Origin of the sequence: Pseudonocardia sp. ICBG1293 (genome assembly GCF_020131355.1) — a bacterium.
Classification (GTDB): Bacteria; Actinomycetota; Actinomycetes; order Mycobacteriales; family Pseudonocardiaceae; genus Pseudonocardia.
In genome coordinates, this window is record NZ_JAHLEL010000006.1 from 336,844 (window position 1) to 352,091 (window position 15,248).

The following is a 15,248-nucleotide window of genomic DNA, read 5'->3' on the forward strand; positions in this document are numbered from 1 at the left end:
GGCGGGGTCACCGGGCGCGGGTCGCGTCACCGTGTCGGGCCCGGGGGCCGGGCAGCGGCGAGTGGGTTTCCGTGACACGGTCGAGACCCGGCGCGGTGATCCGGACGACGGCCGGGTCACGAACACCGGAGACGGACGGACGTCGTCCGGGCGACGCACGGGGGAGTGGCATGGGAGTGCAGGGGCGGGGCCGAGGCACCCGGGACGGGCTGCTGGCACTGGCGGCGGCGACGCTCGTCGTCGCCGGGTGCACCGCAGCCACGCCCGCCACCGCGCCGCCGCCCGCCGGGGCGCTGTCCCAGCAGGTCACGGGCGCCGCGACCGGCGAGGCCGCGATACCGCACCTGGCGGCCCTGGAACGCATCGCCGACGACAACGGCGGCAACCGCGCCGCCGGGACCCCCGGCTACGACGCGACGGTCGACTACGTCGCCGGCGTGCTGCGTGACGCCGGGTTCGACGTCACCACCCCCACCTACGACGCCGGCGACGGCCGCGAGCTGCGCAACGTCGTCGCCCGCACCCGCGGTGGCGACCCCGGCCGGGTCGTGCTGGCCGGCGCCCACCTCGACTCCGTGCCGGACGGCCCCGGGATCAACGACGACGGCAGCGGCATCGCCGGGCTGCTCGCCGTCGCCACCGCGCTCGGCCCGCAGCCGGGCGTCGGCGCCACCGTCTCCTTCGGGTTCTGGGGCTCGGAGGAGGACGACCTGCAGGGCTCGACCGGCTACGTGTCGTCGCTGTCGGAGGAGCAGCGCGACCAGCACCTGCTCTACCTCAACGCCGACATGCTCGGCTCGCCCAACGGCGGCTACTTCGTGCAGGGGGGACGCGGGGAGGACGAGGAGGAGCGGGGCCCGTCCGGGTCCGGGGTGGTGGCCTCGGTGCTGGCCGAGGAGCTCGCCGCCGCGGGTGCACCGCAGCCGGAGACCATCGGCCTCTACGGTGACGACGACGCGCCCTTCGCCGAGGTCGGCATCCCGGTCGCCGGTGCGGTCACCGGTGACGAGGACACCAAGTCCCGCGAGCAGGCACGGCTGTGGGGCGGCGAGGCGGGCCGTGCCTACGACGAGTGCTACCACTCGGCCTGCGACCGGACCGGCAACGTCGACACGGTGACGCTGGACCGCTACACCCGCGCGATCGCGGCGACCCTGGCCCGTTTCGCCGACGCCACCCAGCGCCCCTCCGGCTGAGCGGTCCCGTCCGCCCGGCCCGGCTCAGAGCCGGGACGACGCCGTACGGCCCGGGCGGCGCCGCGCCACCAGGGCGGCCAGGCCCAGCCCGAGCGCCGCGCCGGCCACGTCCACGAGCGCGTCGAGGACGTCCCCGCTGCGCCCGATCGGCAGCAGCGCCTGCGCGACCTCCGAGGCGGCCGCGTACCCGGCGAGCCCACCCAACAGCGGCCACACCCGGATGCCCGCGGTCCGCCCGGTCCACGCCAGCAGCGCGAACAGCAGCAGGTGGACGAGCTTGTCGGTGCCCGGGGGTGCCGTCGGGACCCCCGACGCCGGGGTGAACAGCACCACCAGGCTCAACAGGACCGACAGGACGAACGGCTGGACGCGCACGGCCCCAGTCTGCTCCACCGGTGACCGCCGGGATGAACACCGTCGACCCGGACGCCGACAGGCCGGGTTCCCGTCCTCCTGATCGTTCCAGACAGCGCTACCCTGATAGCCGTGACACGTCGAACCAAGATCGTCTGTACCATCGGTCCGGCCACGGCGACCCCGGACCGGATCCGTGACCTCGTGGAAGCGGGCATGGACGTGGCCCGGCTCAACTTCAGCCACGGGGACCGCGCCGACCACAAGCGCGTCTACGAGATGGTCCGCGACGCCGCCGACTCGACCGGGCGCGCCGTCGGCATCCTCGCCGACCTGCAGGGCCCGAAGATTCGACTCGGCCGCTTCACCGACGGGCCCACCGAGTGGGCGACCGGCGAGGAGGTGCGGATCACGGTCGACGACGTGGCCGGCGCCCGCGACCGGATCTCCACCACCTACAAGGGCCTCGCCCAGGACGCACAGGTCGACGACCGGATGCTGGTCGACGACGGCAAGGTCGGCCTGCGGGTCGTCGCCGTCGACGGCAACGACGTGGTCTGCCGGGTCACCGAGGGCGGCCCCGTCTCGGACAACAAGGGACTGTCGCTGCCGGGGATGAACATCTCGGTGCCCGCGCTGTCGGACAAGGACGTCGCGGACCTGGAGTTCGCGATGTCGCTGCGGGTCGACGTCGTCGCGCTGTCGTTCGTGCGCAGCCCCGCCGACATCGACCTCGTCCACAAGATCATGGACAACACCGGCGCCGGCCGCGTCCCGGTGATCGCGAAGCTGGAGAAGCCGGAGGCCGTCGACAACCTCGAGGCCGTCGTGCTCGCCTTCGACGGCATCATGGTCGCCCGCGGCGACCTCGGCGTGGAGCTGCCGCTGCAGAACGTGCCGCTGGTCCAGAAGCGCGCGGTGCAGATCGCCCGGGAGAACGCCAAGCCGGTCATCGTCGCGACCCAGATGCTGGAGTCGATGATCACCAGTTCGCGCCCGACCCGCGCCGAGGCCTCCGACGTCGCCAACGCCGTGCTCGACGGCACCGACGCGGTGATGCTGTCCGGCGAGACCAGCGTCGGCCGCTACCCGATCAAGACCGTGCGCACGATGGCCGAGATCGTCGAGGCCGTCGAGGCGGGCCCGGCGGACGTGCCGCCGCTCAACCACGTGCCCCGCACCAAGCGCGGGGTGCTGTCCTACGCCGCCCGTGACATCGGCGAGCGGCTCTCGGCGCGGGCGCTGGTCGCGTTCTCCCAGTCCGGCGACACCGTCCGCCGCCTGGCCCGGCTGCACACCCGGCTCCCGCTGCTGGCGTTCACCCCGGAGCCCGCGGTGCGCAGCCAGCTCGCGATGACCTGGGGGTGGAGACCTTCCTCGTCGACAAGGTCGACTCGACCGACGCGATGATCCGCCAGGTCGACCACGCGATCCTGTCGATCGGGCGCTTCAAGCCGGGGGACCTGGTGGTCGTCGTCGCCGGGTCGCCGCCCTCCACGGTCGGCTCGACCAACCTGATCCGCGTGCACCGGCTGGGCGAGGACGACCACGCCTGAGCGGCGCCGGGCATACTCCCCGGCGTGAGTGCCGATCCCGTACCCGCTCCCGAGACCGCAGCCGACGGTGAACCGCGCGGCCAGGCCGTCCTCGACGACCTGGCCGCGCTGCTGGACCTGGAACGCCTGGAGGACAACCTCTTCCGGGGCGTGAGCCCCCCGGTCTCGCTGCCGCGGGTGTTCGGCGGCCAGGTGGCGGGGCAGGCGCTCGTCGCGGCCGGGCGGACGGTGCCCGCCGATCGGGGCGTACACTCCCTGCACGCCTACTTCATCCGCCCCGGGGACCCGAGCATCCCGATCGTCTACGCGACCGAGCGGGTCCGCGACGGCCGCTCGTTCACCACCCGCCGGGTGCTCGCCATCCAGCGCGGCGAGGCGATCTTCTCGCTGTCGGCGTCGTTCCAGCTGCCGCAGAACGGTCTGGAGCACGCCCAGCCGATGCCGTCGGACGTCCCCGCCCCGGACGCCGTCGACGACCTCGGCACCCGGGCCGCCCGCGGGGACGGTGGCTGGATGGCCGGGCTGCCCCGGCCGCTGGACATCCGGCTGATCGACGAGCCGTCGTGGTCGCAGGACCACCCCGGCCCGTCCGACGACCCGATGCGGCTGTGGCTGCGCGCCGACGGCGAGCTGCCCGACGACCCGTTGCTGCACGTGTGCCTGCTCACCTACGCCAGCGACCTCACCCTGCTCGGGTCGGTCGTCGCCCGGCACGACGTGCCCCGCACCGGGCTGCAGATGGCGAGCCTGGACCACGCGATGTGGTTCCACGCCCCCGTCCGTGCCGACGAGTGGCTGCTCTACTCGTGCTTCTCCCCGGCCGCGTCCGGGGGCCGCGGCCTGGCGAGCGGCCGGTTCTTCACCGCCGACGGCCGTCTGGTCGCCACCACCATGCAGGAGGGACTCGTCCGGGTCCCCCGTGACCGGAGGGACACCCGCCCGTGACCGTCGAGTCCGAGGTCTCGCTGCCCAGCGTCAACGGCGGGAGGCTGCCCGGTTTCCTGGCCCGCCCCGAGACCGACACCCCCGGCCCCGCCATCGTGATGATCTACGAGATCTTCGGGATGACCCCGGAGATGCGCCGGATCGCCCGCGAGCTGGCCCGCGACGGCTACACCGTCCTGATCCCCGACCTGTTCGCCCGCGGCCGGGTGAAGCCGCTGTGCATCGCCTCGACGGTCGCGACGATGGCGACCGGCCGCGGCGCCGCGCTCGGCGACTGCGAGTCCGCGCGACGCTGGCTGGCCGACCAGCCGACCGTCGACGCCGGGCGGATCGGCGTCATGGGGTTCTGCATGGGCGGCGGTTTCGCGATGCTGCTGTCCCAGAGCGGCCTGTACCGGGTCGCCGTGCCGTTCTACGGCCGCGCCGGCACCGCCGTGGAACCGGTCTGCCCCGTCGTCGCGAGCTTCGGCGGGCGGGACGCGCAGTTCGCCGACGGCTACCCGCAGCGCCTGGAGGCCGACCTGGAGCAGCGGGGGATCCCGCACGACGTCGTCGTCTACCCCGAGGCGGGACACTCGTTCATGACCCGCACCCCGGGCGTGAAGGGGGCGGTCGCCCGGCGGACGCCGCTGCACGCGGAGTACCACGAGCCCTCGGCGACGGATGCGACCGAGCGGGTGCGGGCCTTCCTGCGCGAGCACCTGTAGCCGGGGCAGGATGGGGGTGTGAGCGAGCGCGATGATCAGCAGGACCGGGCCTGGGGCTTCCGCACCCGAGCCGTGCACGCCGGGACGGTGCCGGACGCCGCGACCGGGTCGCGTGCGGTCCCGATCCACCAGACGACCAGCTACGTCTTCCGCGACACCGACGACGCCGCGGCGCTGTTCGCGCTGCAGAAGTACGGGCTGATCTACTCCCGGATCGCGAACCCGACGGTGTCGGCGCTGGAGGAGCGTCTGGCCAGCCTCGACGGCGGCATCGGTGCGGTGTGCACGGCCAGCGGGCAGGCCGCCGAGTTCCTGACCTTCGCCGCCCTCGCCGGGGCGGGCGACCACGCCGTCGCCGCGGCGGGGCTCTACGGCGGCACCATCACCCAGCTCGACGTGACGCTGCGCCGCTTCGGCGTCGACACCACCTTCGTACCGGGTACCGACCCGGCCGACTACGCCGCCGCGATCCGGGAGAACACCAAGTTCGTCTTCGCCGAGGTCGTGTCCAACCCCGGCGGCGAGGTCGCCGACATCGCCGGGCTCGCCGAGGTCGCGCACGCGGCCGGGCTCCCGCTGACCATCGACGCGACACTGGCGACGCCCTACCTGTGCCGGCCGCTGGAGCACGGCGCGGACATCGTGATCCACTCGGTGACCAAGTTCCTCGGCGGGCACGGCACCACCCTCGGCGGCGTCGTGATCGAGTCCGGCCGGTTCGACTGGGGCAACGGCCGCTTCCCCGGGATGACCGAGCCCGTTCCGTCCTACGGCGGGCTCACCTGGTGGGGCAACTTCCAGGAGCTCGGCTTCCTCACCAAGCTGCGTGCCGAGCAGCTGCGCGACGTCGGCGCCACGCTGTCCGCGCACTCGGCGTTCCTGCTGATGCAGGGCGTCGAGACGCTGCCGCAGCGGATGGAGGCCCACGTGGCAGGAGCGCGAAAGGTCGCGGAGTGGCTCGAGGCCGACCCGCGGGTGGAGTACGTGACCTACCCCGGGCTGCCGTCGCACCGTCACCACGAGCGGGCCCGCCGGTACCTGCCCGCGGGGCCGGGCGCGGTCTTCGCGTTCGGGGTGCGCGGTGGCCGGGCGGCGGGGGCGCGGTTCATCGAGGCGGTACAGCTGTGCAGCCACCTCGCCAACGTCGGCGACGCCCGCACCCTCGTTCTGCACCCCGGGTCCACCACCCACCAGCAGCTGACCACCGAGCAGCTCGAGCACGCCGGCGTCCCCGAGGACATGATCCGGATCTCGGTCGGCCTGGAGGACCCGGACGACATCGTCTGGGACCTCGACCAGGCCCTGACCGTCTCGCAGAAGGAGGACGCGTGAGCTGGGAGAACCCGCCGGCCTGGCGGAGGCAGCAGATCCTCGCGGCGACCCGCACCGTCGCCGTCGTCGGGGCGAGCGCGAACCCGGCCCGGGCCAGCAACTTCGTCGCGACCTACCTGCTGGCCTCGACCCGGTTCGAGGTGTACTTCGTGAACCCGAACGCCCGCGAGATCCTCGGGCGGCCGGTGTACCCGTCGCTCGCCGAGCTGCCGGTGGTGCCGGACCTGGTCGACGTGTTCCGTCGCCCGGAGGACCTCGGCGGGGTGCTCGACGAGGTGCTGGCGCTCGACCCGCACCCGTCGACGTTCTGGCTGCAGTTCGGCCTGTTCGACGATGACCTGGCCCGACGCGCGGAGGCCGAGGGCCTGAGCGTGGTCATGGACCGCTGCCTCAAGGTGGAGCACGCGCGGTTCGCCGGGGGGCTGCACCTCGCCGGGTTCGACACCGGAGTGATCACGTCGCGACGCCGCGAGTGATCTGCCACGACCGGCCCGTCGCCGGGGGACAGCCGCGAGGGATCCGCCGCGGTTGATCCCGCGCGGATGAATGCAGCGGATGCCCCGCGTCCGGCCCGTCATGGGGACCGCCGCGAGTGACGCGCCGCGACCGGCCTGCCGCGAGTGACGCGCCGCGATCGACCTGCCGTGCCCGACCCGCCGTGCCCGACCCGTCGCGGGTGGCCGCAGCAGATGATCCGCTGCGACCGAGGTGCGGAGACCGACGTGCTGCGATCGACGTGCCCCGACCGACGTGCCCCGACCGACGTGCTGTGACCGGTCTGCGGCGACCGATCTGCTCGGGACCGGTCCGCGGCCGGGGCGCCGCGGAGGTCAGATCCGCTCGGGGGCCCGGCCGTCGTCGTCGAGGACGTCGTCGACCGCAGGCTCCCGCCCGGCCGGCGGGCCGGCCTCGGCGCGGGCCCGCTCCGCCGCGTCCTCGGCCTCGTCCCGCGACGCGTACTGGGTGAACACCCCGCATCCGCAGTCGCACCGCACCACCCACCGGTCGGCGACGTCGGCCATCTGCAGCACCTGCGGGTCGTGATCGTCCACCAGGACCTCCTCGGCGGCGGGTGAGTGAGCGGCATCATTGCGCGCCGCAGCACCCCCGCGCCATTCGGGACCGGGCGTCGTCTGCCGACGGTCCGGGCGCGACGCGCCACGGCACCGCACGCGCGACGGCCGCCCCGATCCCGGCGGCGGGATCGGGCGCCGCGCCCGCGTACACACCCGTCCGGACGCGACGCCCGACGCCGGCCGCACGACACCCCGGCCGGCCGGTGTCGGGCGGGACCGCGGCCGCCTCACCAGCCGAGCAGGCCGACCAGGAAAGCGTGGACGATCCAGAACGGGGCGAACGCCAGCGCGACCAGCCCGCCCGGCCCCACCCCGCGCCGGGCGGGGAACACCAGCGCGAGGGACGCGAGCCCCCACGGCACGACCAGCGCGAGCCCGCGCAGTGGCCACGATCCGACCCCGGCGAACAGGGCGAGCAGCAGCGCGACCGCGACCCACCCGGCCGCGGCGGCCACGCAGCGGGGCAGCACCGCGCCGGTGCCCGGCGTCGCGGACCCGTCGGCCACCGCGGCGCGGTCCGGCTCGGTACCCAATGGGTACGGCGGTGCCCCCGGCAGCGGGGCGTGCGGCGGGACCGACGCGGGGTCGACCCCGGAGAACCCCGGGGCCCCCTGCCACGACGGTGTCGCCTCGTCCGTGCCGGGACGTCCCGGCCGCCCCGACCGGTCCAGCTGCTCCGGCTGGTCGGACTGCTCCTGCTGGTCGGGATCGTCCGGCCTGACAGGCTGCGCCGGCTGGTCGGGGTGGTCCGGCCTGACAGGCTGCGCCGGCTGGTCGGGGTGCTCCGGCCTGACGGACTGCGCCGGCTCGTCGGGGTGCCCCTGGCCGATGGGCTGCACCGGGTCGCCCGGCCGCACCGGGTCGCCCGGCCGGGGCCGGTCGGCGGGGTCGGTGCCGCTCATGTCGGGAGCCTAGACCGCCACCCGCCCCGCGGACCCGGCCGAACCCCACCATGATCGGCACGGGTCGAACGCGGGACGCAGCGGACGCCCTCCGGCGCTCCACCCGTGGCGTTCACTGTCCGGCCGGGCGGTCCGCGGGAGCCGGGTGGCGGCCGTAGGTGAGCCTGCGCAGCAGCACCTCGGCCGGCCCGCGGTGACCACGGCGCCCGGCCACCACGGCGACGAGGACGGTCACCAGCCACACCCCGGCCCCGCACAGCGTCGCCGCCCACAGCGGCAGGCCTGCGCCGAGACCGAGCGTCCAGGCCGGGAACAGGGTCACGAACGCGAGCGACTGCGCCAGGTAGCCGCTGAGCGAGCGCCGCCCCAGCGCGACCAGCGCACGGGCCACACCCCCGCCCGGAACCGGCCCCGTGTCGCCCGGGACCCGGTCCGTCGCCCACGGACCGTCCGGCGCCGCGTCCGCGGACCGTGTCCACCGGGCGACGACCAGCCCGGCCAGCGCGGCGTACCCGGCGCCCGCGGCGTAGCCGGTCACCGCGTGCAGTACGCCGACCACGAGGGCCACCGGCTCCGACGGCGTCCACACCCCGGCGGCGACGAGCCCCAGCGGCAGCCCGCCCAGCACCCCGGCCCCGATCCCGAGGACCGCGGCCCGGCGCAACGCGCGACGGTGCCGGGCCGGGTCGTCGAGCCACCCGGCCCGCGCCACGAGTACCCCGGCGACCGCTGCCCCCAGCAACCCGACCGCGCTGATCAGCAGGTTGCCGAACAGCCACTCGCCGAACCGCTCCGCCGCCGCCGACAGCGCATCCGGTGCGACCAGCGACGGCGACGCCGACGCCGCGTCGGACCGGGTCAGGGCGACGGGGGAGTAGAGCAACGCGAGCACCGTCGTCGCGGCCGTCCCGAGGAGCACCAGGACGGCGGTGGACCCACGGACCAGCACCGGCGCGAGGACCACCGCGATCAGCCCGTAGGCGGCGACGAAGTCCCCGTGCCACAGCAGCACCGCGTGGGCCGCGCCGATCGCACACAGTGCCCCGCCCCGGCGTCGCACCAGGGCCAGCACCTCCTCGGGCCCGGCGCCGGCCCGGGCGGCGCGACGGGCGAGCCCGGCGATGCCGTAGCCGAACAGCAGCGCGAACAGCGGGTAGGCACGGCCGTCGACCAGGGTCAGCTGCGCCGCGGCGAGCCAGGCGTCGACGCCGGTCGGGTCCAGCGGGTACGTGCGCACCCCGATCCCGCGATGGGTGATGAAGGTGTGCACGTTCGCGACGGCGATCAGCAGCAGCGCCGCACCGCGGGCCAGATCCGGCGCCGGTGCACGACCGGCCACCGGGACGTCACGCATCCCGGCCCACGCTACCGTCGGTGTGGTTCCCGCCACGCGTGGCGGTGGGTGTGCTCCCCGTCGCGGTACGCAGGTGCGATCCGGGCTAGGGTCCGTGGCGTGTCTGCTACCCCCGTTACCGTTACCGTCACCGGAGCCGCTGGCCAGATCGGTTACGCGCTGCTCTTCCGGATCGCCTCCGGGCAGCTGCTGGGGTCCGACACCCCGGTCAAGCTGAACCTGCTGGAGATCCCGCAGGCCGTCAAGGCGGCCGAGGGCACCGCGATGGAGCTCGACGACTCGGCGTTCCCGCTGCTGCGCGGGATCGACATCTTCGACGACGCGAACGCCGCGTTCTCCGGCACCAACGTCGCGTTGCTGGTCGGCGCCCGCCCCCGGAGCAAGGGCATGGAGCGCGGCGACCTGCTCGAGGCCAACGGCGGCATCTTCGGCCCGCAGGGCAAGGCGATCAACGCCGGTGCCGCGGACGACGTGCGCGTCCTGGTCGTCGGCAACCCGGCCAACACCAACGCCCTGATCGCCCAGGCCTCCGCCCCGGACGTCCCGGCCGACCGGTTCACCGCGATGACCCGCCTCGACCACAACCGTGCGCTGGCGCAACTGTCGAAGAAGCTCGGCGTGGGCCTGGACGAGATCAGCAAGCTCACGATCTGGGGCAACCACTCGGCGACCCAGTACCCCGACCTGTTCCACGCCGAGGTCGGCGGCAAGATCGCCGCCGAGCAGGTCGAGCGGGAGTGGCTGGAGAACGACTTCATCCCGACCGTCGCCAAGCGCGGCGCCGCCATCATCGAGGCCCGGGGCGCGTCCTCCGCCGCGTCGGCCGCCAACGCCGCCATCGACCACGTCCACGACTGGGTCAACGGCACCCCGGCCGGCGACTGGACCTCCGCCGCGATCCCGTCGGACGGCTCCTACGGCGTCCCCGAGGGCATCATCTCCTCCTTCCCGGTCACCTCCGAGAACGGCGAGTGGAAGATCGTCCAGGGTCTGGAGATCGACGAGTTCTCCCGCGGGAAGATCGACGCGAGCGTCGCGGAGCTGGTCGAGGAGCGCGACACCGTCGCCAAGCTCGGCCTCATCTGAGCCGACCGCACGCACGCCGCGGCCCCGCCCCCGTCCCGGGTGCGGGGCCGCGGTGCGTCCGGGCCCGTCCCATGGACGCCCCCTCGCCCCACCGAACGCCCCTGCCCACGGAACGCCGCCGCCCACGGAGCGCGCCGGAACGCCTCGCCCACGGAACGCCTCGCGCACCGACCGCCGCGCGCACCGAACGCCCCGCCCCGCCTTCGCACGAGCGGGCCGTTCGCACGAAAGGTTCGTACGAAGGGTCCGCTCGTGCGAACGAGGCGGGTCGTGCGAACGGGGCGAGGCGTGCGAACCGGGGGCGTGTGGACGGGGCGAGGCGTGCGAACGGGGTGAGGCGTGTGGACGGCGAGGGGGAGGCGACGTGGGGGGGCGAGGACGGGGACCGGGCCCGGTCAGGACAGGCGAGCGCCGGTGTCGCCGTCGAAGACGTGCGTCCGGTCCGGGTCGGGTACCAGACGCAGCCGGGTCCCCCGCTCCGGCGGGGTGCGCGCGTCGACCCGGGCGACCAGCGTCGTCCCGGCCCCGTCGTGCCCCGAGCCCTCGGTGAGGGTGCCGTAGACGTAGGCGTCGGCCCCCAGCTCCTCGACGACGTCGACGGTCACCTCCAGCCCCTCCCCGGCCCCGGCCGGACGCAGGTCCTCCGGCCGGATCCCGACCGTCACCGCGCCCGAGGACGGGGAACCGGGGACCGCGACGTCGACGCCGCCGAGCGACACCCGGCCCGCGGTGGCCACCGGCACCGTCACCAGGTTCATCGCCGGCGACCCCACGAACCCGGCGACGAAGGCGTTCACCGGCCGGTCGTAGAGCTCGCGCGGGGTGGCGCACTGCTGCAGCACCCCTCCCGAGAGCACCGCGACCCGGTCGCCCATCGTCATGGCCTCGACCTGGTCGTGGGTCACGTAGACGGTGGTGACCCCCAGGCGCCGCTGCAGCGACGCGATCTGGGTGCGGGTCGAGACCCGCAGCTTCGCATCCAGGTTCGACAGCGGCTCGTCCATGCAGAACACGGCGGGCTCGCGCACGATCGCCCGGCCCATCGCGACCCGCTGCCGCTGCCCGCCGGACAGGGCACGCGGTTTGCGGTCCAGCAGCCCTTCCAGGTCGAGGATCGTCGCCGCCTCGGCGACGCGGCGGGCGATCCCGTCGCGCGGGCGGCTCGCGTTGGTCAGCGCGAAGCCCATGTTCGCCGCGACCGTCATGTGCGGGTAGAGGGCGTAGTTCTGGAACACCATCGCGATGTCGCGGTCCTTGGGCCGGACGTCGGTGACGTCGCGGTCGCCGATCCGGATGGCGCCGGCGTCGACGTCCTCCAGACCCGCGAGCATCCGCAGCGATGTCGACTTCCCGCAGCCCGAGGGCCCGACGAGCACCAGGAACTCGCCGTCGGCGATCTCCAGGTCGAGCCCGTCGACGGCCGGGGTGTCCGACCCGGGGTAGATCCGCGTCGCCGCGTCGTAGGTGACCGTTGCCATGTCAGCGTCCCGCCGTCAGATGTTGGGCTTCACGTCGGTGTCGAAGATGCCGGTCAACGTGGTCCTGAGCGTGGTCAGCTCGGTCTGTACGTCGGCCCGTTGGTTGAGGATGTTGGCACAGGTCCGTGCGATCTCCTGGTCGGCGCCCGGGAAGAACGCGCGGGCCCGGTCCTGGGTGCGGGTCCGGTCGAGCTGGTCGATGGCGATCTTGCGCAGCGGCGTCTCGGCGAGCAGCGGGCCGGTGTCGGCCGAGGTCCGCAGCGGCAGGTACCCGGTGGCCTGGGAGAACAGCACGGTGTTCTCCGGGCTGGTCAGGAACTTCGCGAACGCCGCCGCGGCGAGCTGGCGCTCCGGCGGGACCCCGGCCGGGATCCCGAGCCCCGCGCCCCCGGTTGGGCACACCGGCCCGGCGACCGGGCCCGCGGGCAGGAAGCCGGCGCCGACGTCGAACTGGGCCGCGTCGAGCACGGTGACCAGCGAGCCGGTGGAGCCGACCGTCGCCGACACCGCCCCGGCACCCAGGTCGGTGGTGCCGTCGGTGGCGGCGACGCCCGCCCAGCCCGAGGTCACCGCGTTCTGCAGGGCCGAGACCGCGCGGACCGCCTCGGGGGAGTCGCAGGTGACGTCCCACTCGTTCGACCAGGCGCCGCCCTCGCCCCAGAGGTTGTTCTGGAACGACCAGCCGGCGTAGTCGGCCAGGGCGGGGAGCTGGTACGCCTTCTGCGCGCCGGTGCCGGCGGCCTGCAGCCGCGGGCCCCACTCGGCCATCTCGGTCCAGGTGGCGGGTGCGCGGTCGGGCAGACCGGCCTTCTGCCAGTGCGCCTTGTTGTAGTAGAAGATCGGCGTCGAACGGGCCCAGGGCAGCGCCCAGAGCTTGCCGTCGTAGCGGTAGTCCTCGATCAGCTGCTGCCGGTAGTCGGCGGTGTCGATGCCGGTCGCGGCGATCAGCGGGTCCATCGGCACGATGGAGCGCTGCATGTAGTAGCGGAACCACCAGACGTCGGAGAGCACGACGAGGTCGGGCAGCTGGGAGCCGCCGCCGGCCTGCGCGGTCTGGAAGCGCTGCGCGATCTCCTCGTAGTTCGCGCCCGCGGTCACCAGGTTGACCTTCGTGCCCGGGTTGGCCCGCTGGTAGGCATCGATGATCTGGCGCGACACCGTCTCCGAGCTGCCCGGGTTGTTCGTCCACCAGGTGATCTCCTTCGCCGGCTGCACGCCGGAGTAGTCGACCTCCGGGACGTCGGCGGGCCCGCCGCCGCTGGTGGACGGGCCACCGCAGGCGGCCAGCGCCGCGGCGGCGCCGGTGATGCCGGCGAACTTCAGGAATCCGCGACGGTCGAGGTGCATGGCAGCTGGCGTCCTTTCGGGGAGGGGAGAGCGGGAGCGGAGTGGTCTCAGTCCTTGACCGCGCCCTGGGTCAGCCCGGCGATGATGTGGCGCTGGAGCGCGATGAACACGATCAGGACCGGCACGATCACGGCGACCGACCCGGCCATGAGCTGGCCGTACGCCGCGGCCCGGTTGTCCACGTTGGCGAGCAGGGTGAGCCCGACCGGCAGCGTCATCATCTCCGGCCTGGAGATGATCACCAGGGGCCACAGGTAGTCGTTCCACTCGTAGACGATGGTGATCAGCGCGACCGTGGCGACGGTCGGCGCGGACACCGGCAGCACGACCCGGGTGAGGCGGCGCCAGTGCCCGGCCCCGTCGAGCTCCGCGGCCTCCAGCAGGCTCGGTGGCAGCGTGCGGAAGTGCTGGCGCAGCAGGAACGTGCCGAACGCCGTCCCCAGGCCGGGCAGGATGATGCCCCAGTAGGTGTCCGCCCCGCCGAGCGCGGTGATCAGGGTGTAGTTGGGCAGCAGCGCCACCTGTGGCGGCACCATCAGCGTCACCAGCAGCCCGGCGAAGATCCAGTTCTTGAACGGGAACCGGACGAACACCAGCCCGTAGGCGGTGAACACCGCCAGGGCCACCTTCAGCGCGGCGCCGACCGCGGTGACCAGCACCGAGTTCAGGAAGACCCGGCCGAACGGCAGGCGCTCGGCGACGGTGGCGTAGTTCTCCGTCGTCGGCGCCGCCGGCAGCAGTGCCGGGGTCTGGGTGATGATCTCGGTCAGTGGCTTGAACGACGACAGGGTCATCCACAGCAGTGGGAACAGCACGACCAGCACGGCCACCAGCAGCGGCACGTAGGCGCTGGTCACGACGTCGAACAGGGCCCGGGGCGACAGCGCGCGCGACGACCGGGGCCCCGGAGCGGTGGTGGTCATGCGTAGTGCACCCGCCGTTCCATCCACCGCAGCTGGACCAGGGTGAAGACCACCAGCACCACGAACAGGACCGTCGACACGGCCGCCGAGTAGCCTGCCCGGTTGCTCGACCCGAACGCCTGCAGGTACGCCTCGTAGATCAACGTCGTCGTGCCCTGCCCGAGCGGGGTCATGATCCGGATCAGGTCGAAGGCCTGCAGGGAGTTCAGCGCGCTCGTGACGACCAGGAAGAACGTCACCGGCGAGAGCAGCGGCAGCACCACCCGGAAGAACGTCCGCGTCGCCGACGCCCCGTCCAGCGCCGCGGCCTCCAGCAGGTCCTTCGGGATCGACTGCAGGCCCGCCAGGTAGATCACCGCGGCGTAGCCCATGTTCTTCCAGACGTAGACGATGCAGATCATCGTCAGCGACATCGACGGGTCGTTGAAGAAGTCCGGTGCGGTGCCGCCGAAGGCCCGCACCACCGCCCCCAGCACCCCGATCGACGGGTCGAACACGAACAGCCACACCAGCCCGACGCCGACCCCGGACAGCACGTAGGGGGAGAACACCGCGGCCCGCGCGACACCGGTACCCGGCACCCGCCGGTTGAGCGCCAGTGCGATCAGCAGCCCCAGCACCATCGAGCCGCCGACCGTGACGACGGTGAACACCAGCGTCGTCCCGACGATCCCCGCCGACGACGGCGAGGTCAGGAACGTGACGTAGTTCCCGAGCCCCACGAACGTCGCCGACGGCGACCCGAGGGTCCAGTTCAGCATCGAGTACCGGACGTTCTCGATCACCGGCCGGTAGGCGAAGGCGACGATCAGCGCCGCGTTGGGCAGCACCAGCGCGAGGAACACCCAGAAGTCGTGCCGGTCCCGGGCGGTGAAGCGGCGCCGTCGCCGCGGCGGGGGGCGTGAGGTCGCACCCGGCGCCGTCGGCGTCGAGGCGGACCGGGTGGGGGTGGACGTCACGTGACCTCACGTCTGTTGCAGGGGCGGCGCGCG

General features: G+C 73.8%; 14 protein-coding genes and 1 pseudogene. 7 read left to right on the forward strand and 8 right to left on the reverse strand.

Translation table 11 applies throughout. The annotated features are described in order from the left end of the window. Positions 1-170: 170 nt before the first annotated feature. Positions 171-1,196, forward strand: a complete 1,026-nt coding sequence (locus KPF47_RS02215; RefSeq protein ID WP_224386509.1) for a M28 family peptidase — start codon at positions 171-173, stop codon at positions 1,194-1,196. Positions 1,197-1,220: 24 nt separating this feature from the next. On the opposite strand, the gene KPF47_RS02220 is transcribed toward KPF47_RS02215, so the two are convergent. Next, the gene (locus KPF47_RS02220) at positions 1,221-1,571 is read right to left on the reverse strand and encodes a VanZ family protein (protein WP_224386510.1); all 351 of its coding nucleotides are present in this window, start codon (positions 1,569-1,571) and stop codon (positions 1,221-1,223) included. A 111-nt stretch (positions 1,572-1,682) separates the two neighbouring features. Between KPF47_RS02220 and pyk the strand changes: the two are divergent. The 5 genes and pseudogenes from pyk (at position 1,683) to KPF47_RS02245 (ending at position 6,566) form a co-directional block, all read left to right on the forward strand. After that, positions 1,683-3,106: pseudogene (gene pyk, locus KPF47_RS02225) on the forward strand (pyruvate kinase). Between the two features lie 24 nt (positions 3,107-3,130). Beyond that, positions 3,131-4,051: an acyl-CoA thioesterase II gene (locus tag KPF47_RS02230; protein WP_224386511.1), complete on the forward strand. Its 921-nt coding sequence runs from the start codon at positions 3,131-3,133 to the stop codon at positions 4,049-4,051. After that, complete coding sequence (locus KPF47_RS02235) at positions 4,048-4,758, forward strand: dienelactone hydrolase family protein (RefSeq protein ID WP_224386512.1); 711 nt, start codon at positions 4,048-4,050, stop codon at positions 4,756-4,758. Before KPF47_RS02230 ends, KPF47_RS02235 begins: the two co-directional genes overlap by 4 nt. 18 nt (positions 4,759-4,776) lie before the next feature. Continuing rightward, positions 4,777-6,090 (forward strand): O-acetylhomoserine aminocarboxypropyltransferase/cysteine synthase family protein, encoded by a 1,314-nt coding sequence (locus KPF47_RS02240; RefSeq protein WP_224386513.1) that lies wholly within the window; start codon positions 4,777-4,779, stop codon positions 6,088-6,090. Beyond that, the gene (locus KPF47_RS02245) at positions 6,087-6,566 is read left to right on the forward strand and encodes a CoA-binding protein (RefSeq protein WP_224386514.1); all 480 of its coding nucleotides are present in this window, start codon (positions 6,087-6,089) and stop codon (positions 6,564-6,566) included. Before KPF47_RS02240 ends, KPF47_RS02245 begins: the two co-directional genes overlap by 4 nt. A 354-nt stretch (positions 6,567-6,920) precedes the next feature. Here the strand turns inward: KPF47_RS02245 and KPF47_RS02250 are convergent, their stop codons facing one another. From KPF47_RS02250 to KPF47_RS02260, 3 genes are all read right to left on the reverse strand, one after another. Further along, positions 6,921-7,142 carry a hypothetical protein gene (locus tag KPF47_RS02250; protein WP_224386515.1) on the reverse strand — a complete coding sequence of 74 codons (222 nt, stop codon included), beginning with the start codon at positions 7,140-7,142 and terminating at the stop codon, positions 6,921-6,923. A gap of 251 nt (positions 7,143-7,393) precedes the next feature. Beyond that, complete coding sequence (locus KPF47_RS02255; protein ID WP_224386516.1) at positions 7,394-8,068, reverse strand: hypothetical protein; 675 nt, start codon at positions 8,066-8,068, stop codon at positions 7,394-7,396. Between the two features lie 112 nt (positions 8,069-8,180). Then, positions 8,181-9,422, reverse strand: coding sequence for a DUF418 domain-containing protein (locus KPF47_RS02260; protein ID WP_224386517.1), 1,242 nt, complete (start codon positions 9,420-9,422; stop codon positions 8,181-8,183). Between the two features lie 99 nt (positions 9,423-9,521). On the opposite strand from KPF47_RS02260, the gene KPF47_RS02265 reads away from it, so the two are divergent. Further along, complete coding sequence (locus KPF47_RS02265) at positions 9,522-10,508, forward strand: malate dehydrogenase (protein WP_224386518.1); 987 nt, start codon at positions 9,522-9,524, stop codon at positions 10,506-10,508. A gap of 395 nt (positions 10,509-10,903) precedes the next feature. On the opposite strand, the gene KPF47_RS02270 is transcribed toward KPF47_RS02265, so the two are convergent. From KPF47_RS02270 to KPF47_RS02285, 4 genes are read right to left on the reverse strand one after another with little or no spacing between them, the layout of a single operon-like run. Continuing rightward, positions 10,904-11,986 (reverse strand): ABC transporter ATP-binding protein, encoded by a 1,083-nt coding sequence (locus KPF47_RS02270; RefSeq protein ID WP_224386519.1) that lies wholly within the window; start codon positions 11,984-11,986, stop codon positions 10,904-10,906. 15 nt (positions 11,987-12,001) lie between these two features. Then, entirely contained in the window at positions 12,002-13,333 is a 1,332-nt protein-coding gene (locus KPF47_RS02275) for an ABC transporter substrate-binding protein (RefSeq protein WP_224386520.1), read from the reverse strand. A 47-nt stretch (positions 13,334-13,380) separates the two neighbouring features. Next, positions 13,381-14,256, reverse strand: a complete 876-nt coding sequence (locus KPF47_RS02280; RefSeq protein WP_224386521.1) for a carbohydrate ABC transporter permease — start codon at positions 14,254-14,256, stop codon at positions 13,381-13,383. Beyond that, positions 14,253-15,215: a carbohydrate ABC transporter permease gene (locus KPF47_RS02285; RefSeq protein WP_224386522.1), complete on the reverse strand. Its 963-nt coding sequence runs from the start codon at positions 15,213-15,215 to the stop codon at positions 14,253-14,255. Before KPF47_RS02285 ends, KPF47_RS02280 begins: the two co-directional genes overlap by 4 nt. Between the last annotated feature and the right edge of the window lie 33 nt (positions 15,216-15,248).